We start from the raw sequence: 22,734 nt of genomic DNA on the forward strand, positions 1-22,734 counted from the left end.
TTTATCCTTTGTTTTTAAAGTAGCCTAATAATTTTTTCACGTAACTTTCGTCTACTCGAACATTTATAGTTCCCAGTCCACTCTTTTTAAATGATGTTTCAAACTCATCTTTTAAGCGTAAAGCATTTGCTTTATATTTTGTTCTAACAGACTTAGAACTGGTATTGATTAATTTAACTTCACTTGTTTCGTTATCCAACATAGGAACCATTCCTAGATTAGGAATTTCCTCATCGAATTTATCATAGATTCGAATACCAGTTAAATCGTGTTTGTTTCCGACAATTTTTAAGTTTCTTTCGTAGTTCTCATCTACAAAATCAGACAGCATAAATACTATAGCTTTTTTCTTCATTACACTTGATAAGAATTTTAAAGCTTCATTAATATTTGTGCGTCTACTTTTAGGTTTAAATTCAATTAATTCTCGAATAATACGAAGCACATGACTTTTTCCTTTTTTAGGAGGAATGTATAATTCTATTTGATCTGAGAATAAAATTAAACCTACTTTATCATTATTTTGAATTGCAGAGAAAGCTAAAGTTGCAGCTATTTCTGTAACAGTATCTTTCTTGAATTGAGTAGAAGTACCAAAAAGTTCAGAACCAGAAACATCAACCATGAGCATCATGGTGAGTTCTCGTTCTTCCTCAAAAATTTTAACATAAGGTTCGTTATATCTAGCAGTAACATTCCAGTCAATAGCTCTAATGTCATCACCATATTGGTATTGACGAACTTCTGAAAAGGTCATTCCACGACCTTTAAAAGTAGAATGGTATTCACCACCAAAAATATGATTAGACAAGCGCCTTGTCTTAATTTCTATTTTACGAACTTTTTTAAGTAACTCTTTGGTATCCATATATTAATTTACCCACTCTAAAGGAAGAGGCGGTAACTCCATATCTTTAACTTCTGATGATTTTTTAATAGAAAATAGGGGAGCTTGTTTTACCGTTAGGTTTACATTATTTTTTTCTCCTATTTCTTCAATCACGTTTTTCATACTTCTTTGTTGACAAAGAACTAAATAGTTCATTTGTACGTTTGACTCTGTCTGTAAATCGAAACAGTCTACCAAATATGCTGGTTGATTGTTTTCATAAATTACAGCTTCTGTGCTTTTTTGAGATTTTGTTTCTAAAATTTGTTTTTCACCTGTTAACGTTTTATACGTTGTTAATTTAAAAGTCATTCCTAGCAAAATTTAAGGGATTAGTATAGTTTTGATGAATGCTTAGTTGATAGTTGGGATTTTGTTAAGTTGTTGGGTGTTGGGTTTAGTTATGATTTATTTTTAAGGTACTTGTACCTCGTTAATAATTGCATTTATAATATCAAGAGAACTCATGTTTTCTGCCTCAGCTTCATAAGTTATACCAATTCTATGTCTCAGTACGTCATGAGCCATAGCTCTTACGTCTTCCGGAATAACATATCCTCTTCTTTTAATGAAAGCATAGCATTTAGCAGCTTTTGCCAGTGCAATACTACCACGAGGAGATGATCCGAAACTAATTAAAGGTTTAAGCTTACTTAAGTTGTAGTTTTCAGGGTAACGAGTAGCGAAAATGATATCAAGAATGTATTTCTCGATTTTTTCGTCCATGTATACTTCGTTTACAGCTTCTCTAGCTCTAATGATTTTATCTAATGAAACAACAGGATTTACTTTCCCAAAACTATTATTTAAGCTTTGTCTCATGATTAATTGTTCATCCTGAAGTTTTGGATAATCGATAACAGTTTTTAGCATAAAACGATCCATTTGAGCTTCAGGCAAAGGATATGTTCCTTCTTGCTCAACAGGGTTTTGTGTTGCCATAACTAAGAAAGGTTCATCTAGTTTGAAAGTTTCATCACCAATGGTAATTTGTCTTTCCTGCATTGCTTCAAGTAATGCAGATTGAACCTTTGCTGGCGCACGGTTAATCTCATCTGCTAGTACAAAGTTTGCGAAAATAGGTCCCTTCTTAATAGAGAAATCATTGTCCTTTACATTGTAGATCATTGTACCTATAACATCAGCTGGTAGAAGGTCAGGAGTAAACTGAACTCTACTAAAACTTCCTTGTACTGCTTTTGATAATGTATTAATCGCTAAAGTTTTTGCTAGTCCAGGAACACCTTCTAAAAGAATATGTCCGTTTCCTAAAAGACCAATTAAAAGTCGTTCAATCATGTCTTTTTGACCAACAATTACTTTATTCATTTCATTTGTTAGCAAATCTACAAATGCACTTTCAACTTCGATTTTTTCATTAATAGCTCTTACATCTACATCCATATGTAAAAAATGTTATTCGTTATAATTTCAGTGAACAAAGCTACAATATTAACAATTTTTTTCTTGTTAAAAGTAGGTTAAAGATTAAGAGGTTAGTCTTTAGTTATATGTTAATTAAATTCTTAAAAAACTAATGAAATTATCACTGAAATCTCCTTTTTGAGTTGTAAAAATCATTAAAAAGTTGATTTTATTGTATTTAATGTTATTTTTGATAGGTACTGAAATGGATAAATTCGAATTTTAAAGATTTATATACGAGTGAATTATAAGTTAGAGAAGCATTGTTGTTCTACCTTTGTGAATTTTTGTTCATTAATCCATTTTTATAGCAGTGATTAAAATAAGTTTTCATTTTAATACACGATTACTCTGTAATTTCGGTGTTTCCCTTTATAGAAATAAATACACAAGAGTTCGTAGTTGCTATGAGGAATTTTATGAGTGGATTCCTTAAAAAGTTGACCAATTTGAATTTAATAGTATGACCTTTAGAGGAGGACTTACTTTTAAATTCTAATTGAATTAATCAATTTTTGTTTAACAAAAAAGGTACTGATTGAATTCGGTGCCTTTTTTTATTTGTATTCTAATAACGAGAATTGGTCTTTTTCAAAGGCTCCATAGGTATAGAAATTAATCCAGTCACCTAAATTGTAGTATCTGCTGCTTTCTTTCAATTGTATGTCTAATGGAAGATGTCTATGCCCAAATACAAAGAAATCATAATGTTTGCTTTCTAATTTGCGTTTGCAATACTGAACTAACCACTCGTTGTCTTCTCCTAAAAACTTAAAATCTTCATCTCCAGAAATCATTTTGTTTTTCACAGACATGTATTGACCAAGTTTTACACCCAAATCCGGATGTAGCCATCTAAACATCCATTTAAATAAAGGAAAAGTGAACACTTTTTTCATTCTCTTATATCCTTTGTCATGAGGTCCGAGACCATCTCCATGACCAATTAAAAATAATTTATTGTTAATTGTGAATTCTTGTGGAGAATGAAAAACCGGAATAGTAAGTTCTTTTTCAAAATAATCACGCATCCATAAATCATGATTTCCTACGAAAAAATAAATCGGAATACCGCTATCTCTAATTTCGGCAAGCTTTCCTAAAACTCTAACAAATCCTTTTGGAACTACAGTTTTGTATTCAAACCAAAAATCGAATAAATCACCTAGTAAGAAAATAGCTTCAGCGTCTTTTTTAATTTCATCTAACCAACGGACAAATTTCTGCTCTCTAGGAAAACTTTTTTCTTGAGTTGGTGCTCCTAAATGTTGATCAGAGGCAAAATATACTTTCTTATTATTTGAAATAGTAATAGACGTCAAATCGAATTATTTTGGGTAAAAATAACTATTTTATTTAGCTAACTTTGTATAAAACGCAAACAGATGAAAATAGTTGCTACAAATATAGGTGAGCGAAGAGAAATAGATTGGAAAGGTAAAATTGTTACTACTGGGATTTTTAAATTTCCAGTGGATGAACCTATTTTTCTTGATGTTGAAGATGTAAAAGGAGATGCAATTTGTAATCGTGAAAAACATGGAGGAATAGATCAAGCTGTTTATGCGTTTTCAGAAAAACATTACGAATACTTTAAAGAATTATATCCAGATTTAGATTGGGAATTGGGAATGTTTGGAGAGAATTTGACATTATCGGATTGTGAAGAATCTGAACTTCATGTTGGTGACACTTTTAAAGTAGGTGAAACTATTGTTGAAGTAACTAAACCAAGACAACCTTGCATGAAATTGGGAGTTCGATTTAATGATATGAAAATTGTAAAGCAGTTTTGGAATACGGATAAAAGCGGGGTGTATTTTAAAGTCTTGCAAACGGGTTATGTGAAGAAAGGAGATGTTTTTGAATTGATAAAAACGGATAAAACAAAACCTACGATAGCTGATGTTTACAATGAAAAGAGATTAAAAAAGAATATGTAATGAATCCTTTTGACGATACATATTTTATGAAAAAAGCGCTTTTGGAGGCAGAAGAGGCTTACAAGAAAGGAGAAGTTCCTGTAGGGGCAGTAGTTGTTTTTAAAAATCAAATTATAGCTAGAGCTCATAATTTAACAGAACGATTGAATGATGTTACCGCGCATGCGGAAATGCAGGCTTTTACTTCAGCTGCAGATTATTTAGGTGGGAAATATTTAAGAGATTGCACATTATACGTAACTGTAGAACCTTGTCAAATGTGTGCAGGAGCTAGTTACTGGACACAAATAGGAAAAATAGTTTATGGAGCTAGCGAGCCAAGATCTGGTTTTACGGTTTTAGGAACCAAACTGCATCCTAAAACTAAGGTTGTTTCAGGTGTTTTAGAAGAAGAATGTGGTCAATTAATGAGACGTTTTTTTGTTGAAAAAAGAAACTTGAACTAAAACATGGAAAAGATTATAGACTAACATTTGAATTTATTAGTGGAATTAGGTTTAAATGGTGTTCCTATGAAAGTTGAGGAAGAAATGAAAGGTTCTGAAATGGATGCTGAAGGATGGCAAAAGTGGGTTCCTATTAAAAGTAAAGTTACAGAAGATGAAATTAAGGACTTGGAGGATATGATAAAAGTTGCTTTGCCTGATTCTTATAAAAGATTTCTAAGGTATAAGCATTTTTATGACTTACAGATAGGTGAATGTGGATTTTGTTCTCATCCTGTAAATAGTTGGAATAAGTCTTTTAATGAAATGATCTATAATGGATATCCAACAGAGTTCTTACTAGATAAAGGAAGGATTCCATTTGCAAATTGGAGCGATTGGGGAATGTTGTGTTTTGATACGACTAAAAAAACTAGGGATAATAATTACCCAATAGTTCTTTGGGATCATGAAGTTTATGACGATTTTACTGAAGTGTATAGTGATTTTGAAAGTATGATTTATCAACTAGATGTGGAGTTTCAGTTAAGTCACTAAAACAAACTCTGTTGTTTGTTACCACTTTCATGCTCAAGTAACCATTTTTTTCTCCAAACTCCACCAGCATATCCAGTTAAAGATCCGTCTGATCCAATAATTCTATGACAAGGAATAATAATCGATATTGGGTTTCTACCATTTGCTGAAGCAACAGCTCTTATTGCTTTTACATCGCCGAGTTTTTTAGATTGCTCCAAATAACTTCTCGTTTTACCAAAAGGAACTTTTAATAATTCTGTCCAAACTTTTCCTTGAAACTCTGTTCCCTTAGGACTTAAAGTCAATTCAAATTCTTTTCTGTTTCCAGTAAAATATTCATCCAATTGTTGAACACATTTTTTAAGCTCTCCCGATTTCACTTCGAGCGAAGTCGAGAAGTCATCATCTATAAAATAAATAGAATGAACACCCTTATCGTCTCCTTTTATTTCAAGTGTTCCAATCGGAGATTTATAATATGTGGTTTCTGGATTCAATTCAATGCTTTTTGGTGGTGCGTATTTGCACGAAGTAAGATAATCAATATTCCAACAATAATTATGTTTTTAAAGATGTATTGTCCTAAAAGTGAAAAAGCATAAGGAAAATAAGCAAAAGACTCACCTGGGAAAATAAATAAAGGCAAAAATGTACAAAACATATGAGCCAGTGTGATTTTAATTACAATGTTTCTTTTTGCATAAAATAGTAAGGCAATTCCGATTCCAATTTCACCAATTCCGAGAATATAAATAGCTAGTTGTTTTGGTAGTAAACCAAAGGTTAACCAATCAATTACTTGATAGGCAATTTCTTCTGCCGGACTGAGTTGAGGAAATATTTTTAGAAAACCAAACCATAAATACACAATTCCAACAAGTGTAGATAAAATTTGATGCTCAGAGTATTTGTAAGGGCTATTTGAGTCGATCAAAATTTACAATTAAAATTTCGACGGGTAATATCTGAAATTTCTTTTAGAGAAGAGGCTGTTTTATTTAATTATATGAAGATTTAACTTTTACAAGTAATGTTTCTTTAATTCTTGAGCTTCTTCATAAGAAGAATAATTCATAATTAATAAGCCTTCAGTTTTATTTAATTTTCCCTTTTTAATAAGTTCAGCAATATATTTTCTTGATCGATCCATTTTTCTGAAATGTTCTGGTAGAATATTAGTTAATTGTTTAACGTTCCTAACATTCTTGAACATGTCATTAATTATAAACTCAGATAAAAAAGTACTAAGCGCATACATTTGTCTCTCTGAGATTAAGAGGAATTGTTTTTTGATTTCTTGGTTTTCTTTAGTAATTAATTCAATATAATTATCTGTTCCGGAACTATAACTTCCTTCTGTAATTGAGTTTCTATGGTGTAAAGGCCTTCCTTGATAATCTTCGCTTGATAATACGATGTGTCTGACTTGGTTGAAATAAATTATCTCATTTTGATTAAATACAAAAGAATCTTCTGTAATTTTTATCGTGCCAGTTTCTATTATTGTTAAAGACTCTTTTGAATTAGAAGAGATGAAAAGTAGAATCAAAGCTAAAAGTCCAAGAATAGAAATTAAAAAACCAGAAACTTCAATTAGAATTCCTAAGAGAATAAGTGCAATTACGATGAAAAAATAGAGTAAAGGATTTCTATTGTCAAGAACGTTTGATTTTGTATGGACGGTAGCTAAGGTCATTTTTATACTAAATCCCAAAAACAGCTTTTGAATTCTCTGTTGTAATCTTAGAGATTTCTTCAAAAGATTTTCCATAAATATCAACAAGCTTTCCAACTACTTGCTCAATATAACTGCTTTCGTTTCTTTTACCTCTAAATGGTGTTGGTGCTAAATAAGGTGAGTCAGTTTCAAGAACAATATGTTCTAAATCTATCTCATTTAAAAACTTGTCAATTTTACCGTTTTTAAATGTTACCACACCACCAATACCTAATTTCATATTGTACGAAATGGCTTTTTGTGCTTGTTCTAAAGTTCCAGTGAAACAATGAAAAATTCCTCGTAAATCATCTCCTTTTTCTAGTTCTAACACCTCAAAGATTTCATCAAACGCTTCTCTGCAATGAATTACAATAGGAAGCTTTTTTTCTTTTGCCCATTGTATTTGTGTTCTAAAAGCTTCTTGTTGTTGCTTTAAGAATGTTTTGTCCCAATACAAATCAATTCCAATTTCACCAATGGCACAAAATTCGCGCTGATCAATCCATTCTTTTACATGTGCTAATTCTTCTTGATAATTCTCTTTCACAGAAGTTGGATGTAATCCCATCATTAAATACACATCATTCGGATAATTTTTCTCTAATTCGAACATTCTATCCGTGTAGGAACTATCAATAGCTGGAATAAAAAATCGTGAAACTCCAACTTCTTTAGCTCTTGCAATCATTACATCTCTATCTTCATCAAATTGTTCAGAATATAAGTGTGTATGTGTATCTGTAATCATATAAATTATGCTGTATCTTTGTGCGACAAAAGTACAAGAAATGGCAAGTTTGAAAAAAGTATTACGTAAAAAGAAATACGTTCGAATCAAATTAAAAAAGATGATTACAAATCACTTGGAATTATCTGCAAAAATTAATGGGATTAAAGGAACATTTATTTTAGATACTGGGGCTTCAAATTCTTGTGTTGGTTTAGATTTACTGGATTATTTTAAGTTAACTTCTGAAGAAAGTGAAGTAAAAGCTGCTGGAGCCGGAGCTACAGATATGGAAACGTATAAATCATCTGGTAATGATTTAAAAATTGGTGATTGGAAACTAAAAAGTTGTGATTTAGTATTGTTTGATATGACTCATGTAAATACTGCTTTAACTCAACATAAGGCTGAAAAAGTACATGGAATTATTGGTGCCGATGTGTTAGAAAAAGGAAAGGCGTTTATCGATTACGATAAGAAAGTATTGTACTTGAAAAAGATGAAAAAGAAAAAGCAACGAACATTGTCGTTGCCTTTTTAATGTATCTTGAAATAAGTTTATAATTAACTTAAAACTTCTTTAATTCTTTTGACAGCTTCTCTTAATTGTAATTCAGAAGCAGCATAAGACATTCTAATACAGTTTGGAGCTCCGAAAGCTTCACCTGTTACAGTTGCTACATTTGCTTCCTCTAATAATAACATAGAAAAGTCGTTCGCATTTTTAATTTCTTTACCTCTGATTGTTTTTCCAAAGAAAGCAGAGATGTCTGGGAAAATATAAAAAGCACCTTCTGGTACGTTTAATTTAAATCCTTCGATTTTTCCTAATAAACCTAATACAATATCTCTACGAGATTTGAATTCGTTTACCATATATTGTACTTGATCTGGAGAAGCTGAAACCGCTGTAATTGCAGCACGTTGTGCAATACAGTTTGTTCCTGATGTAATTTGTCCTTGCATTTTAGTACAAGCTTTAGCAATCCAATCTGGAGCACCAATATATCCAATTCTCCATCCAGTCATAGCAAATGCTTTTGCTAATCCATTTACAGTAATTGTTCTATCATACATACTTTCAATTGCTGCAAAACTAAATGGTTTTACACCGTAATTGATATGCTCGTAAATTTCATCAGAAAGAATGTAAATCTGTGGATGTTTTTCTAAAACTTCAGCTAATGCTCTGTATTCAGCCTCACTATAAATACTTCCACTAGGGTTGTTTGGTGAGTTAAAGAATACCATTTTTGTTTTTGGAGTAATAGCTTCTTCTAATTGTTGTGGTGTGATTTTAAAATCAGTATCAATAGAAGACGGAATCTCTACAAATTTAGCTTCACATAAGGTTGCAATTGCAGAGTAACTTACCCAATATGGAGCTGGTAATAATACTTCATCTCCTGGGTTTAATAAAACCTGCGCTACATTAGCAATAGATTGTTTAGCTCCTGTTGAAACTACTATCTGATTTGGTTTGTAATCTAAATTATTATCACGTTTAAATTTGGTGCAGATTGCCTCTTTTAATTCAACATATCCATCAACTGGAGTGTACGAGTTGAAATTTTGATTGATGGCTTCTACTGCCGCATCTTTAATAAAATCTGGAGTGTTAAAATCAGGCTCTCCTAAGCTTAAGCTAATAATATCTTTTCCTTGGCCTTTTAACTCTCTCGCTTTAGCCGCCATTGCTAAAGTTTGTGAAACAGGTAAACTGTTAATTCTGTTTGATAATGCTTCAGACATTTTGTGTTTGATTATGCTAGTTGTGGTTTTTTTCCTAGTTCAGCAATATGTCTTAAATGTTCTAATATTGCCTTACGTGTTGTTTTGTATTCGTGATAAGGTAAGTTAAATTCCTTAGCTGTTTCTTTTACGATTTTCGCGATTTTACTATAATGAATATGCGAAATATGAGGGAAAATATGGTGTTCAACTTGGTGGTTTAGTCCTCCTGTATAAAAGTTGATAAACCAGTTTTTCGGAGCAAAATTCGCAGTAGTATATAACTGGTGAATTGCCCAAGTATTTTTCATGTTTCCTCCTTCGTCTGGTAATGGAGTTTCAGTTTTAGGAACAATGTGTGCTAATTGGAAAACAAAACTTAAAATGATTCCCGCAGTATAATGCATTACAAAGAATCCGATTAATACTTTCCACCAAGCAATGTCTAAAACTAATAATGGTAAAACTAACCACATTGCATAATATGCAATTTTAGTAATGATTAATTTTGTCCACTCTACCTTTGGATTAGGGAACTTTCCGTAAGAAAGTTTTCTTTTCAAGTAACGGTGCATTTGTTTGAAATCAGTTGTAATTGCCCAGTTAATTGTTAATAAACCATATAATACTGGAGAATAATACTTCTGATACTTGTGGAATGGTCTCCACTGTGTATGTTTTGAAAAACGTATAATTCGACCAGCATCCATATCTTCATCGTGATCTTGAATGTTTGTATAGGTATGGTGTAAAACGTTATGTTGAACTTTCCAGTTGTATACGTTTCCTGCTAAAATGTACATGCTGCTTCCCATTAAATCGTTTACCCATTTTTTACTTGAGAACGATTCATGATTACTATCGTGCATTACATTCATTCCAACACCTGCCATACCAAAACCAATAACTACAGTAAGTAATAATTGTAACCATCCTGGCATATTTACAGTTAGTATAATTGCAAAAGGAGCTAAGAACAAAGTGAACATCACAAGTGCTTTTAAATATAGCTTCCAGTTACCTGTTCTTTTGATTTCATTTTCTTTAAAATAATCGTTTACACGTTTATTTAAAGTTCTAAAGAACTTGGTCTTATCTATTCTGGAGAATTTAATTGTTTTCATCTTCTAATTTAAAGGGGTAAAAATAAGTGTTTTTGTAACATCTTTATCTGTAAACGAAAGTTTTTAACGATAATTATTAAATTGTATTAATCTTTAACTATTCGTAATTGTTATTATTTTTGCAAACGCAAATAACATCATATGGATATCATCTTAAAATACTTTCCTAACCTTACGGAAAATCAAATAGCTCATTTCGAAAAGTTACAAGCTTTATATGAAGATTGGAACCTGAAAATTAACGTGGTTTCTAGAAAAGATATTGATGAATTGTATTTGCGTCATGTTTTACACTCTTTGGGTATTTCTAAAGTTATGGAGTTTCAGCCGGGAACAAGCGTAATGGATGTTGGAACCGGAGGAGGGTTTCCAGGAATTCCTTTAGCAATTTTATTTCCTGAGACTAATTTTCATTTAGTAGATTCTATTGGTAAAAAGATCAAGGTAGTAAATGAAGTAGTAGAAGGTTTAGGTTTAGAAAATGTAAAAACTACTCACGGAAGAGTTGAAGAGGTAAAAGAGACTTATGATTTTATTGTGAGTAGAGCAGTTGCACAAATGGAAACATTTCATAGATGGGTGAGGAATAAAGTACAGAAAAAACAAAATCATGAACTCAAAAATGGAATTCTTTATTTAAAAGGAGGAGATCTAACAGAAGAGTTGGCTAAATTTCCTAGTGCTACTATTTATGATTTACCAGATTTTTTTGAAGAAGACTTTTTTGAAACAAAGAAGGTTGTTCATTTACCGATAAAATATAAAGGATAAAAAATAAGGGAACCGAATGTGTTTCATTATCGATTCCCCCTTTTTGGTGCCATCTGAAGGGGATAACAGCCAAAAATAAGTGTAACTACTATAATTACAACTTAAATATCTTATGGCTTTCGGTATTTCCACCACTTTCAACTTGTAAAAAGTATAAGCCAGTTGCTAGTTTAGGAAGGTCGATTAAAGCACTATTATTTGCAGTTTCTTTTTGTCCTTGTGTAATAAGACTTCCGCTTTTACTGAACAATTTATACTGTAGGCCTGGTTGTTCTTTGAGAGAATTCAAACTAATTTGATCTACAAACGGATTTGGATATATAAACCAATCTTTACGTCTATCAATTCCAGGTTGTTCCAAAATATCTTTTACACATCCTTTTGGGATAGAAAATTCACTTTTAATAACTTTAGGTATTTTATCTCCAATAAAGCTCGTATTGATACTATGGTTGAAGAATGTATTATCAATAACGGAATCTGAAGCACCTAAGAAATCCTGTAGAAGAGTTGTTAAAGTTTGACGATAATCGTACTGAATAGTTTCTAGTTGGTAATTGTTATCATCTGTAGCTTCAGAAAGATCAACATTAGTTCCAGAAACTCCACCTAATACAGGCTTTCCGAAAACAAACATCGGTGCAATTTCACCATGATCTGTTCCTAAATTACCATTTTCTTTTGCCTTTCTTCCAAACTCCGAGTAGGTTAAACCAACTACATCTTCTCCTAAAGATTGATCATTTAAATCTTTCATGAAAGCTTCAATTGCAGTAGAAACTTCATTTAATAATTCGTAATGTTTACCTTTTACATCTCCACTTTCTTGATTTTGATTGTTGTGTGTATCAAAACCACCAATGCTAACCATATATACCTTGGATTGTAAGCCGCCACTAATTAATCTCGCTACAGTTTTTAATTGATCAGATAGGTTGTTGTCTTCGTAAGTAACTTCGTTTTTACCTGCGTTAAAAGCATCCGAAATTGACTTAGAGTATTTGTTAGAGATGTTGTTTACATCGATAATATATTTCAGCTCTTCTCCGAAGTGAGAGTTTGGAATATTTGTTGGAGCTTGGCCACCTAATCCACTAATCTCCGTAAAGAATCCAGCAGGGTCTTGACCAGTAATATTTATGGATAATCCATGTTCTTCAGCACCATGGAATCCTAATTCAGTTTTTCCATTACCAATTTGTACTCCTAAAGGATATGCTTCTTCAACTTCTTCTGGATAAAAATTTTCCATGAATCGTCCAATCCAACCAGAATCTTTTCCGTTATTCCAACTGTTACCGTCATTTCCTGTTGAATAGATGTCTTTTGAGGCAAAGTGACTTTTATTTTGAGAAGGATATCCTACAGATTGTAAAATTCGTAATTCACCTTGGTCATAAAGAGATTTAAAGCCTGTTAATGCAGGATGTAATCCCAATTGTTGATTTTCAGGTAAAGTCCCGTCTAATCGAATAAATCCATTAGCTCCAGAATTTGGTATCCTTAATGTAGGACGTAAATTCGCGTATTGGTCGTATGCATTTATTGGTATTGTTGTATTTAATCCGTCGTTTCCGCCGACAAGATTAACAAGAACTAATTTTCTATTTGATATATCTCCACAGTCAATATCAAGATCTATTGTTTTCAACATTGCTTTAAGTTCAAAAGGCATTAAACCTAAGGCAGTAGTTGTTGATGCTAGTTTTATGAAATTTCTTCTTTTCATGAGAGTAAGTTTAGGGGATGATACTTTACATTATTTGGAATTCAGCGGCATTAATCATTTGGATAATTAAGGCATTTAATCTGGATTTTACGACTGTGTCGTCACCAGATCCTGTATAGCCTAACCAAGCATTGGTCCAATAATAATCAGGAAAACCTTCAAGTAAGTTTTGAGCAAAATATGCTTTACGTTCATCGCTAATAGGTTCCGGATATAATAAATCAGCAAGCTCTGTAATTAAATCAGTGGCATATGAAGGCTCATTGATGTTATTTTGAACAAACTCTACAATATTTAATTCTACGTTAATTCTGTTGTTATACCTGATTTTATTTCTTCCTGTTAATAAACTCTCTATTAATTTATAACGGGCAAGTACTGTATTCGAAGAAAACCAATGTCTATCAAAATCTGGACTTTGGTAATGAGCTGGGTAACCAGCTACAGAATCAGGTGCCCATAGAGCCATTCCAGCAGCACTTAAATAGAAACGATATAAGAAATCAAAAAATCTAAAAAAATCTTCTGACTCCGTAACTGGATCTGGAATATCTATTTTAAAGAAAGAAATTAATTCATTACAAATTTGAAGCGGACTTTTAATAATACTTCCAATAATTTCATCCGAATTATCAGCGTCATCTAAATCATAAAAATGTTTAGAAGTCAATAAAGTTTTTAAAATCGGTAAAATTTCGTAATTATCAGTTTGTAATTGCTGAGCTAATGGTTTGATAACATTTTCTTCTACTTCATCTTCCCATTCACTTTTTACGAAGTAACGATATAATTTTCTTACAAATGAAATAGCAGTTGCTTCCTTACTGAAAACCATTTCAACAAAATTATCTAGTTCTTGAGCAATGCCTTCTTCTGTGTCACTACCTGTAATTACGGTGTCATCAAAAGCATAACTAAAGGTCTTGTCCTCTTTGTCGTGTCTAAATGTATCAATTCGACCCATAGGCAGATTAGTATCTGAGTCTATGTTAGTTCGGTCGTATTGAGTTTTTATTCCTGAAAAGACTTTAGCGGCTTGTTGTACATCTAATTCTGTATAATTGGTATAATCGCCATTTCCAACTTGTTCAGCTTTTAAAATGGTGAAGAGTTCTAGAAACTCTCTAGCGTAGTTTTCATTTGGGTTATTTGCGTTGTTCTTTGTATTGTCTAAATAATCTAACATTGAGTTGTCATAAGTTATTTTTTTAGACATTGTTTTAAGATTACCAAAAGCATAATGTTCTAATAATCTCATGTGGTCATAAAAATGAACTGAACTACCAGCATTGAATTTTGAAACCGTAAAAGACGTGTGTAAAAAGAACGTCATTTTTTGTTTTAAAGAATTCTGATGAAGTCCATTGTAAAGCCACCAATAAGCAACATATATTTTTTTTCTGAACTGACCATCTAAGGAGCTTCCATCTGGTGAGGATGTCCAAAATCCATGAGGATTATCTTCTGGTTTATGATCGTAGGGTTCAGATAATTTAGTACTCTGTGTTGTGATTAGCTTATCAAAAGCTTGTTCGGGAGTAAGATTAGAAAACTCTAAGAGCGTTTCTTTAGTGTAATTAAAAGAGGTTCTCCGAAGTAGGTGTTTCGCATTTCGAAGACCTAGAGCTTGGGTGTGTTGATCTAATGTCATTTTTAGGGGATTTGTAAATGTATTTTTCTGATTTCAAATAGATTATATGTGTAAAAAATACTTATTAAAAATAAGCATTTTCTTCTTAAACGAAAAAAGACCGGATATATTTCCGGCCTTTTCATTTTTTTAAAATATTAAAATCTTATCCTAAAAATGGATAGCGATAATCAGATGGAGAAACAAAAGTTTCTTTGATTAATCTTGGAGATACCCATCTTAATAAGTTTTGAGCAGATCCTGCTTTATCGTTTGTTCCAGAAGCTCTAGCTCCACCAAATGGTTGTTGTCCTACAACTGCTCCAGTTGGTTTGTCATTAATATAGAAGTTTCCAGCACAGTTTTCTAAAGCTTTTGTTGCTTCAGCAATTGCATATCTATCAGTTGAAAAGATAGCACCTGTTAAAGCATATTCAGATGTTCCATCAACTAATTTTAAAGTTTCAGCCCAGTTTTCATCCTCGTATACATAAATAGTTACAACAGGACCGAATAACTCAGTACACATTGTAGTGTATTTAGGGTCTTTAGCTAAAATAACAGTTGGTTGAATAAAGTATCCTTTTGATTTATCATAAGAACCACCAGCTATAATTTCTGCGTCTTTATCTTCTTTTGCTTGGTCAATATACTTCGCAAGTTTGTCAAAAGATCCTTCGTGAATTACTGCAGTAATAAAGTTACCCATATCTTCAGGAGAACCCATTTTAAATGAAGCGATATCTTCTTTAACATATCCTAAAACTTCATCAGCCATAGATTTTGGTAAATACACTCTTGAAGCTGCTGAACATTTTTGTCCTTGGAATTCAAAAGCACCACGACTAATACCGGTAGCAACTTGTTTTGGATTAGCAGATGGATGAGCAACGATAAAATCTTTACCACCAGTTTCCCCTACGATTCTTGGATATGTTTTATAAGTATGGATGTTTTCTCCAATCTTTTTCCAAAGTTCTTTGAATACATATGTAGAACCTGTAAAGTGTAATCCAGCAAAATCAGGAGAAGATAAAACTACTTCTGTAATTTCTACAGGATCTCCATAGATAACGTTAATTACTCCGTCAGGTAACCCAGCTTCCTTGAATACGTCAACAATTACTTTTGCTGAGAAAATTTGGCTATCAGAAGGTTTCCAAACTACAGTATTACCCATCATTGCTGCTGAAGCAGGTAAGTTTGCCGCAATAGCAGTAAAGTTGAATGGAGTAATTGCATATACAAATCCTTCTAACGGTCTGTATTCAACTCTGTTCCAAATTCCGTCATCAGAATTTGGTTGTTCTGCATAGATTTCAGACATGTACTCTACGTTAAAACGTAAAAAGTCGATTAACTCACATGCAGCGTCAATTTCAGCTTGGTGAACCGTTTTAGATTGTGCAATCATTGTAGAAGCATTCATTTTTGCTCTATATGGACCAGCAATTAATTCTGCGGCGCGTAAAAAGATTGCAGCTCTTTGTTCCCATGGCATTTGAGACCATTTAACTCGAGCTTCTAAAGCACTATCAATAGCTTTTTGAGCATGATTTTTATCTCCGATATGATATTGTCCAACAACGTGTTGGTGATCGTGAGGAGGAGTCATGTTTCTAGTGTTTCCAGTTCTTACTTCTTCGTTCCCAATATACATTGGTACGTCAACAGAACCGTTAAAATATGTTTTGTATTGTTGTGAAACACTTTCTCTTTCAGGAGAACCAGGAGCGTATCCTTTAACAGGTTCGTTTACTGCAACTGGAACATTGAAAAATCCTTTTCCCATGGTTGTTTGTTTATTGAATTTATATATGATAATTTTGGTTTAGCAAATGTACAATTTTTAGGGTGTTTTTTGTAAAGTTTCTATTTTACAACCCACAAATAAAATTGTAATAACAAATTTTAAATAAAACTGAATGTGTACAGTAACTTATTTGCCGTTAGGAGGAGATGATTTTATTTTTACATCTAATAGGGATGAAAGTCCAATGAGAAGTACTATTGAGCCTAATGAATATGTTGAAGATAATGTTGTGTTAACCTATCCTAAAGATGAATTGGCAGGTGGTACATGGATTGGTTTAAGTGATAAAAAGAGATTAGTTTGTTTGCTTAATGGAGGTTATGAAATTCATGAAAGAGAAGCTTCTTATAGAGTGAGCAGAGGTGTTATTGTAAAAGAAGTTTTAAAATCTGATGATGCTGTGAGTTTTATCGAAAACTTGGATTTACAAGGGGTTGAACCCTTCACTATTGTTATGTTGGATTGGGAAAATGAATTGAATGCATATGAGTTGGTTTGGACCAGTACCCAAAAAGATTTCCGAAAATTAGAGAATAAACCGCATATTTGGTCGAGCTCAACACTTTATACTCAAGAGATGAAAAATATGAGAAAAGAGTGGTTTGCTGATTGGTTAATAAATAGAGATTCATTCAAACAATCTGAGGTTTTAAAATTCCATTTAGATGATTCAAAAGGGGAAGAAGTGTCTCTTAAAATGAAACGACCATTTGTTGAAACCGTAAGTGTTACTTCGATCACAAAGAATAATGGTGATTTAGAGTTGAAATATTACGATGTTTTGAAAGATAAAACTTCAATTATATCTCATCAGAATAAAGCAAAAGACAAAGCTCCAACAAAGGTAATTCCTATAGCAGCTAAAAACATGTAAACCATATTTACCAAGCAAAACTTTAAGAATGTCTTAATGTAACCTTGTCGGTAAAACTTTTTCATTGCTATGTATAGATAGAGGAGAAATAGTCCTGTGAAAATTCCAATACTAGTGTCTTCTGTAAAAAAGTTTACAATCATTAACAGTGTGATTAATAAAAAGAAGACTGTTTGAGTGTGGAAAACAAAGATTAAATGTTCCACATAAGTGTACTTCCTTCTAAGGTAGAATAACTTTAAAGCCAAAGTGAAAATAGGAAGTAGTATGAACAAAGAAACTGATCCATAGGACAGCATTTTACTCACAAATTCCATTCTTTTTCCTTTTTCAGTTTTAAATGAATTTACAAGTTTAGCTCTATCATAGAAAAATCGGTTCCAAAATGTATTCTCGTATTCCAAACTATCTAAGGCCGAATGTACATCTAGGTTTGGATATTTATTGTGAAGTTTAATAAAACTGTCTAACCTTGTATCTCCACCAAGTGAAATTGCAGGAGTATTATTGTTAAACTTAAGAGAGTCGTTAACATTAAGGTTGAGTTTCTTTGCTAGTTCTTTTTGCGTCGAGTCTAAAGGAATTTGTGTATTCGCAATTTCCTGTTTTATTATACTATTGATGGAATCAATATCAATTTGTTTTTCAGTAGAAACTGAAGGTTTTCTATTTAAGTTTTGAAAGTTATTTACGGTTTGGTTTATTCCATAAATAAGAAAAAATATAATCGAAGCAGTTATGTAAAAACGAAATGGATTCGCATATCGCTCTCTCTTTCCATTGATGTAATCAAGAGATATTTTTCCTGGTTTTATGATTAATGTAAATAATGTTCTCCAGAATTTTGTGTCCCAAGAAAAGAATCCAGCGAAAACTTCTTTAATAAAATTGCCAAAAGTGATTTTGTTTCCTTTGTTTTTTTGCCCGCAATTTGGGCAAAATAATTCATGTCCGGCAAAAGGAAATCCACAATTTAAACAGTTAGTGTCTTTAATTACAGCTAGCTTGTTATTTTTAGCCATTTAATTTAGAGTAGGTGTAGTTGTTAGTTGAAAAGTAGGGATTTCTACAAGAAATTCCTTATTATTTTTGAGGTTAATCATTTTATAACTTCCAGACATTGATCCGACGGAAGAAATCAAAAAACAATTCGATCTATAATTATATTCTTCATTTGGTTTTATCACTGGAGTTTGTCCTACAACACCTTCTCCTTCTACATATTCGGTTTCATTTAAAGAATCATTTATAACCCAAAAGCGTTCTAATAATTGAACTGTGTCTTTAGAATTATTTTTAATGGTAACGAAATAACTAAATGCATAATGTTGAACATAACCACGATAGATTATACCATTATATACAGTCTTTACAGAGATTTTAATTCCTTTAGTTATTTGTTGAAACATATACTAAAAGTAATCTTTTTTATTGAAAGTTACAACTATGATGCAATTATCGGTTTTGATCAAAGAATCCATTACCAACCCCAATTGCTCTGTAAAATAAAGCTCCGAATGGTTTATAGTACACAATAACAGTATATTCGTTTTCTGTTTGAAAAAAAGATCCGTTTATTTTAGTAAGATCAATTTTATTGTTTTCATCTAAGGTAACGTATGTGTAATTGTAAAATCCTTGCTTTAAGAGCATAGATGCTTCATAAATGTTTTCCTCACTGTTGTATTCCATTTTGTTGCTTCCATTCAATTCAAAGTTATTGTAAGCTCCATAGATGTAAACATCTTTATTTTCGAAAGGTTCATCTACTTCAAGTGAGAAATGCATCATTGCGTAATCTGCTTCGGTCTCTTCGTTGTCTGCATCAAGTGTGCGAATAATAAAGTTTCCATTAATATCTGGATTGTATGTATATGGTCTTGTACTTCTTTCAATATCGGTATATAAATAGTTGTGAAAGAGATCTTCTCTAGTTGTTTTGGCGATATTTACATTGGTGTTTCTAATGTATTTATTATCAAAATTTAGAAACTCATTTCCACCTAAAAAATTTGTTCCGTTGGTATAGTTGTAAATCAGTTGATTCGTTCGAATAAAAAGAGGTTCTATATCAGTAATAGAAGTTGCCCAATTATTATTTTGAAACAATTGAACTTTAATTTCCTGAACTGGGTTGTTAATATTTAACCCTTTATGATTAACAATGAATTGAACAGTTTGTTCGGAATTATTACTAAGAGTATTTCTTCCTCTTAAAACATTTACACCAACAATAGTACGGTTTTCATAGAAAACACATCTCCTTGAAAAAACAACTTCATCATCATCATCTAAAACAGAAATTAAATAATTACCGCTTTGAGTAATTACAGTATTTTGATTTGGAATTTGAATGTTATAATGCGTATAACTTTGAAGTGTATTAAAGGAATTTGTAACGTTTATGATGTAATTCTGTTCAAATCCGTTGATGTATTGATTTGCTTGTAAATTACTCGGTTTCCAATCATAAGTCATATGCTCAACTTTATATTGGTAGTCTTTATTATCGGCATCTAAATCGTCAAAAGTGAGTTCTAAGACGCTACCTAAAGGAACAATAGGTACTGGCGATCTTTTGTGTAAAGGAACCAATTGGATAGTTTTAATATTTTGACTTTCTGCCTGTAAGCAGAAAATGATTAGAATTAAGAAGCTTAAGTTTTTTAACATAGTAAAACAAAAATATCAAAATGCAAGCCAAATGACAATTATTTATTTAGAATAAATATAAATAAGATGTTATCTGTAAGATATAGCCTCAATTGATTACAAGTCATTTTTTAAATTTTTAAATTTGCATGTTTTTTAAGAAAATCAAATACATTAGTTACTATGTCAAAAGACATCCGTATAAAAAAAGGGCTTGACATCAAGCTCGTTGGCGAAGCAAATAAGGTAACTGCCGAACTTTCTTTAGGTAGTGTTTTTGCGGTAAAGCCAGATGATTTTCACGGCGTAATTCCTAAAATTTTAGCAAAAGAAGGTACTGAAGTAAAAGCAGGAGAAGCTCTTTTTTACAACAAGAGTGACGAACGTGTTTTATTTCCTAGTCCGGTAAGTGGTAAAGTAACAGAAATTGTTCGTGGAGCTCGTAGAAAAGTTTTAGAGATTAAAATTACAACTAACGGAACACAGGAGTACAAAGATTTTGGAAAGGTAGATGTTAACTCAATGTCTGGAGAAGAGGTGAAGAATCACTTATTCAATTCAGGATGTTGGCCATTTATCAAACAACGTCCATATGACATTGTTGCAAATCCTAATCAAGCACCAAAAGCAATATTTGTTTCTGGTTACAACAGTGCGCCTTTAGCTGCAGATTATGATTACGTATTACAAGGTAAAGAAGCGGAATTACAAGCTGCTTTAACAGCTTTAACTAAATTAACAGAAGGTAAAGTTCACGTTTCTGTTGGTTCTTCTAGCTCGCCTTTAAGTTCTATGTCAGGAGTTGAAGTGCATACAGTTTCTGGACCACATCCAGTAGGTAACGTAAGTACTCAAATTGCTCAAGTAAATCCAATTAACAAAGGTGAAGTTGTTTGGGTGGTTACACCTCAAGACTTAGTTGTTATCGGAGAGTTATTATTAACTGGAAAGTTAAACGTAACTAGAACTGTTGCTGTGACAGGTTCAAAAATTAATGAGCCAAAATATGTTACTGTAACTGCTGGAGCTCAAATTGCTGATGTAGTAAAGGGTAATATTACAAATGATAATACTCGAATTATCAGTGGTAACGTATTATCTGGATTACAAGTAGATGAGAACGGATTCTTAGGATTTTATGATAATCAAGTTACAGCAATTCCGGAAGGAGACGATTATGAGTTCTTTGGATGGAATAAACCTGTATTTAATAAAATTTCTACTTCAAGAGCCTTAACATTTTCTTGGTTAACTCCAAAAAAGAAGTACGATTTAAATACAAATACAAACGGAGAGCATAGAGCATTTGTAGTAACAGGTGCTTATGAAGAAGTATTCCCGTTAGACATTTATCCAATGCAATTATTAAAAGCTTGTATGTATAAAGATCTTGATGAAATGGAAGGTCTTGGAGCTTATGAAGTTGCACCAGAGGATTTTGCATTAACAGAATTTATTTGTGTATCTAAACAACCGCACCAGAAGATTATTCGCGAAGGTTTAGATTTAATGATGAAAGAACTAGGATAAGATTATGGGCTTAAAACAAAATTTACATAATTTAAAAGAAAAGTATAAAGGAAAGAAAATAGCTCCATTATTTAATGGTTTTCATACTTTCTTATACTTGCCTAATGAAACTACTCACGGAGGGACTCATATTAAGGCAGCAGATGATTTAAAGCGTACAATGAATACTGTAATCATGGCATTAATTCCATGTTTACTTTTCGGTATGTTTAATGCTGGTTATCAACATCACCTAGCAACAGGAGAAGTTGAAAGAATTACTGGTTTTTTTAGTGGTAACTTTTGGAACTTATCTAACTTATGGGTTGGAATTGTAAAAGTATTACCATTAGTAATTGTTTCCTATACAGTAGGATTAGCAATTGAATTTGTGTTCTGTATTATTAAAGGACATGAAATTGAAGAAGGATATTTAGTAACAGGAATGTTAGTACCATTAATTGTTCCAGTTGATTTGCCATTATGGATGTTAGCCGTAGCAGTTGCTTTCGGTGTTGTAATTGGTAAGGAAGTTTTTGGAGGAACAGGAATGAATATCTTAAACCCAGCATTAACTATTCGTGCATTTTTATTCTTCGCATATCCAACTTGGATGTCTGGAGATAAAGTATGGGTTCACGACGCAGTAAATAGAGCTGGAACTGCTGATGCAATTTCAGGAGAGACTATTTTAGGTAGTTATGCACAAAACCAAGAAGTAGCATATTCTATGTTTGAAAAGTTCTTTGGTTTTATTCCAGGTTCTGTTGGTGAAACTTCTGCATTCTTAATTTTAGTAGGAGCAGCATTTTTAATCTTTACGAAAATTGGAAGTTGGAGAATTATTATTTCTACTTTCTTAGGAGCTGCTGCAATGGGATTAATTTTTAATGCTATTGCTGACGCAGGAGTGATTACTGAATCAAGCAAGTTTTACGGATTAATGAGCGCAGATTGGTACGATCACTTAATTATCGGAGGATTAGCATTTGGAGCTGTATACATGGCAACTGATCCAGTAACCGCTTCACAAACAAATAAAGGAAAATGGATTTACGGTTTCTTAATTGGATTTATTTCAATTATGATTCGTGTATTCAACCCAGCATATCCAGAAGGAGTATTCTTAGCAATTTTATTAATGAATGTTTTCGCTCCAACTATTGACCACTATGTAGTTCAAGGAAATGTGAAGAAAAGATTAAAACGTTTAAAAGCTAAAGCTGCTTAAT

At 32.2% G+C, this 22,734-nt stretch carries 24 protein-coding genes; 8 read left to right on the plus strand and 16 right to left on the minus strand.

Features of this window, described 5'->3' with window-relative positions; all coding sequences use genetic code 11:
• Position 1 precedes the first annotated feature (1 nt).
• The 4 genes from ABNT61_RS14230 to ABNT61_RS14245 form a co-directional block, all read right to left on the minus strand.
• Positions 2–868, minus strand: coding sequence for a DUF58 domain-containing protein (locus ABNT61_RS14230; protein ID WP_348710196.1), 867 nt, complete (start codon positions 866–868; stop codon positions 2–4).
• Positions 869–871: 3 nt separating this feature from the next.
• The gene (locus tag ABNT61_RS14235) at positions 872–1,201 is read right to left on the minus strand and encodes a hypothetical protein (RefSeq protein WP_348710195.1); all 330 of its coding nucleotides are present in this window, start codon (positions 1,199–1,201) and stop codon (positions 872–874) included.
• A gap of 102 nt (positions 1,202–1,303) precedes the next feature.
• Positions 1,304–2,293, minus strand: coding sequence for a MoxR family ATPase (locus ABNT61_RS14240; protein WP_348710194.1), 990 nt, complete (start codon positions 2,291–2,293; stop codon positions 1,304–1,306).
• A 578-nt stretch (positions 2,294–2,871) separates the two neighbouring features.
• Complete coding sequence (locus ABNT61_RS14245) at positions 2,872–3,636, minus strand: UDP-2,3-diacylglucosamine diphosphatase (RefSeq protein WP_348723005.1); 765 nt, start codon at positions 3,634–3,636, stop codon at positions 2,872–2,874.
• Between the two features lie 63 nt (positions 3,637–3,699).
• On the opposite strand from ABNT61_RS14245, the gene ABNT61_RS14250 reads away from it, so the two are divergent.
• Genes ABNT61_RS14250 through ABNT61_RS14260 form a run of 3 tightly spaced genes read left to right on the plus strand, consistent with a single transcriptional unit; the run spans position 3,700 to position 5,240 of the window.
• The gene (locus ABNT61_RS14250) at positions 3,700–4,257 is read left to right on the plus strand and encodes an MOSC domain-containing protein (RefSeq protein ID WP_348743699.1); all 558 of its coding nucleotides are present in this window, start codon (positions 3,700–3,702) and stop codon (positions 4,255–4,257) included.
• Positions 4,257–4,703: a nucleoside deaminase gene (locus ABNT61_RS14255; RefSeq protein ID WP_348743700.1), complete on the plus strand. Its 447-nt coding sequence runs from the start codon at positions 4,257–4,259 to the stop codon at positions 4,701–4,703. The genes ABNT61_RS14250 and ABNT61_RS14255 overlap by 1 nt, the downstream gene beginning before the upstream one ends.
• A 27-nt stretch (positions 4,704–4,730) precedes the next feature.
• Entirely contained in the window at positions 4,731–5,240 is a 510-nt protein-coding gene (locus ABNT61_RS14260; RefSeq protein ID WP_348743701.1) for an SMI1/KNR4 family protein, read from the plus strand.
• On the opposite strand, the gene ABNT61_RS14265 is transcribed toward ABNT61_RS14260, so the two are convergent.
• The 4 genes from ABNT61_RS14265 to ABNT61_RS14280 form a co-directional block, all read right to left on the minus strand.
• Entirely contained in the window at positions 5,237–5,719 is a 483-nt protein-coding gene (locus ABNT61_RS14265; protein ID WP_348743702.1) for a methylated-DNA--[protein]-cysteine S-methyltransferase, read from the minus strand. The genes ABNT61_RS14260 and ABNT61_RS14265 overlap by 4 nt on opposite strands.
• Entirely contained in the window at positions 5,716–6,156 is a 441-nt protein-coding gene (locus tag ABNT61_RS14270) for a doxx family protein (RefSeq protein WP_348743703.1), read from the minus strand. The genes ABNT61_RS14265 and ABNT61_RS14270 overlap by 4 nt, the downstream gene beginning before the upstream one ends.
• Positions 6,157–6,243: 87 nt before the next feature.
• Positions 6,244–6,918, minus strand: a complete 675-nt coding sequence (locus ABNT61_RS14275) for a hypothetical protein (RefSeq protein WP_348743704.1) — start codon at positions 6,916–6,918, stop codon at positions 6,244–6,246.
• Positions 6,919–6,925: 7 nt separating this feature from the next.
• Entirely contained in the window at positions 6,926–7,690 is a 765-nt protein-coding gene (locus ABNT61_RS14280) for a TatD family hydrolase (protein WP_348722997.1), read from the minus strand.
• 40 nt (positions 7,691–7,730) lie between these two features.
• Between ABNT61_RS14280 and ABNT61_RS14285 the strand changes: the two genes are divergently transcribed.
• Entirely contained in the window at positions 7,731–8,210 is a 480-nt protein-coding gene (locus ABNT61_RS14285) for a retropepsin-like aspartic protease (protein WP_100925938.1), read from the plus strand.
• A gap of 23 nt (positions 8,211–8,233) precedes the next feature.
• Here ABNT61_RS14285 and ABNT61_RS14290 read toward each other — a convergent pair whose 3' ends face one another.
• The gene (locus ABNT61_RS14290) at positions 8,234–9,421 is read right to left on the minus strand and encodes a pyridoxal phosphate-dependent aminotransferase (RefSeq protein ID WP_348710183.1); all 1,188 of its coding nucleotides are present in this window, start codon (positions 9,419–9,421) and stop codon (positions 8,234–8,236) included.
• Between the two features lie 11 nt (positions 9,422–9,432).
• The gene (locus ABNT61_RS14295) at positions 9,433–10,524 is read right to left on the minus strand and encodes an acyl-CoA desaturase (protein ID WP_348740925.1); all 1,092 of its coding nucleotides are present in this window, start codon (positions 10,522–10,524) and stop codon (positions 9,433–9,435) included.
• A 141-nt stretch (positions 10,525–10,665) separates the two neighbouring features.
• On the opposite strand from ABNT61_RS14295, the gene rsmG reads away from it, so the two are divergent.
• On the plus strand, positions 10,666–11,295 hold the full coding sequence (gene rsmG, locus ABNT61_RS14300; protein WP_348743705.1) for a 16S rRNA (guanine(527)-N(7))-methyltransferase RsmG: 630 nt from the start codon (positions 10,666–10,668) through the stop codon (positions 11,293–11,295).
• A 94-nt stretch (positions 11,296–11,389) separates the two neighbouring features.
• Here the strand turns inward: rsmG and ABNT61_RS14305 are convergent, their stop codons facing one another.
• The 3 genes from ABNT61_RS14305 to pruA all read right to left on the minus strand — a co-directional run bounded on the left by ABNT61_RS14305 (position 11,390) and on the right by pruA (position 16,446).
• Positions 11,390–13,024, minus strand: a complete 1,635-nt coding sequence (locus tag ABNT61_RS14305) for a DUF1501 domain-containing protein (RefSeq protein WP_348710180.1) — start codon at positions 13,022–13,024, stop codon at positions 11,390–11,392.
• Positions 13,025–13,049: 25 nt separating this feature from the next.
• Positions 13,050–14,675, minus strand: a complete 1,626-nt coding sequence (locus ABNT61_RS14310; RefSeq protein ID WP_348743706.1) for a DUF1800 family protein — start codon at positions 14,673–14,675, stop codon at positions 13,050–13,052.
• Positions 14,676–14,820: 145 nt separating this feature from the next.
• Positions 14,821–16,446, minus strand: coding sequence for an L-glutamate gamma-semialdehyde dehydrogenase (gene pruA / locus ABNT61_RS14315; protein ID WP_348743707.1), 1,626 nt, complete (start codon positions 16,444–16,446; stop codon positions 14,821–14,823).
• A 133-nt stretch (positions 16,447–16,579) separates the two neighbouring features.
• Here pruA and ABNT61_RS14320 point away from each other — a divergent pair, with 133 nt between their 5' ends.
• Positions 16,580–17,341 carry an NRDE family protein gene (locus ABNT61_RS14320; RefSeq protein ID WP_348743708.1) on the plus strand — a complete coding sequence of 254 codons (762 nt, stop codon included), beginning with the start codon at positions 16,580–16,582 and terminating at the stop codon, positions 17,339–17,341.
• Here the strand turns inward: ABNT61_RS14320 and ABNT61_RS14325 are convergent.
• The 3 genes from ABNT61_RS14325 to ABNT61_RS14335 are packed head-to-tail and all read right to left on the minus strand — an operon-like array spanning position 17,278 to position 20,014.
• Entirely contained in the window at positions 17,278–18,363 is a 1,086-nt protein-coding gene (locus ABNT61_RS14325) for a DUF3667 domain-containing protein (protein ID WP_348743709.1), read from the minus strand. The genes ABNT61_RS14320 and ABNT61_RS14325 overlap by 64 nt on opposite strands.
• Positions 18,364–18,750 (minus strand): Co2+/Mg2+ efflux protein ApaG, encoded by a 387-nt coding sequence (gene apaG, locus ABNT61_RS14330; protein WP_348710172.1) that lies wholly within the window; start codon positions 18,748–18,750, stop codon positions 18,364–18,366.
• Between the two features lie 46 nt (positions 18,751–18,796).
• On the minus strand, positions 18,797–20,014 hold the full coding sequence (locus ABNT61_RS14335; RefSeq protein ID WP_348743710.1) for a DUF5103 domain-containing protein: 1,218 nt from the start codon (positions 20,012–20,014) through the stop codon (positions 18,797–18,799).
• Positions 20,015–20,176: 162 nt separating this feature from the next.
• On the opposite strand from ABNT61_RS14335, the gene ABNT61_RS14340 reads away from it, so the two are divergent.
• Both ABNT61_RS14340 and ABNT61_RS14345 read left to right on the plus strand, forming a co-directional pair.
• A complete protein-coding gene (locus ABNT61_RS14340; RefSeq protein WP_348710169.1) occupies positions 20,177–21,523 on the plus strand; it encodes a Na(+)-translocating NADH-quinone reductase subunit A in 1,347 nt (448 codons plus the stop codon).
• A 4-nt stretch (positions 21,524–21,527) separates the two neighbouring features.
• On the plus strand, positions 21,528–22,733 hold the full coding sequence (locus ABNT61_RS14345; RefSeq protein ID WP_348710168.1) for an NADH:ubiquinone reductase (Na(+)-transporting) subunit B: 1,206 nt from the start codon (positions 21,528–21,530) through the stop codon (positions 22,731–22,733).
• Position 22,734 lies beyond the last annotated feature (1 nt).

Origin of the sequence: Tenacibaculum sp. 190524A05c (genome assembly GCF_964036595.1) — a bacterium.
GTDB lineage: Bacteria > Bacteroidota > Bacteroidia > Flavobacteriales > Flavobacteriaceae > Polaribacter > Polaribacter platacis.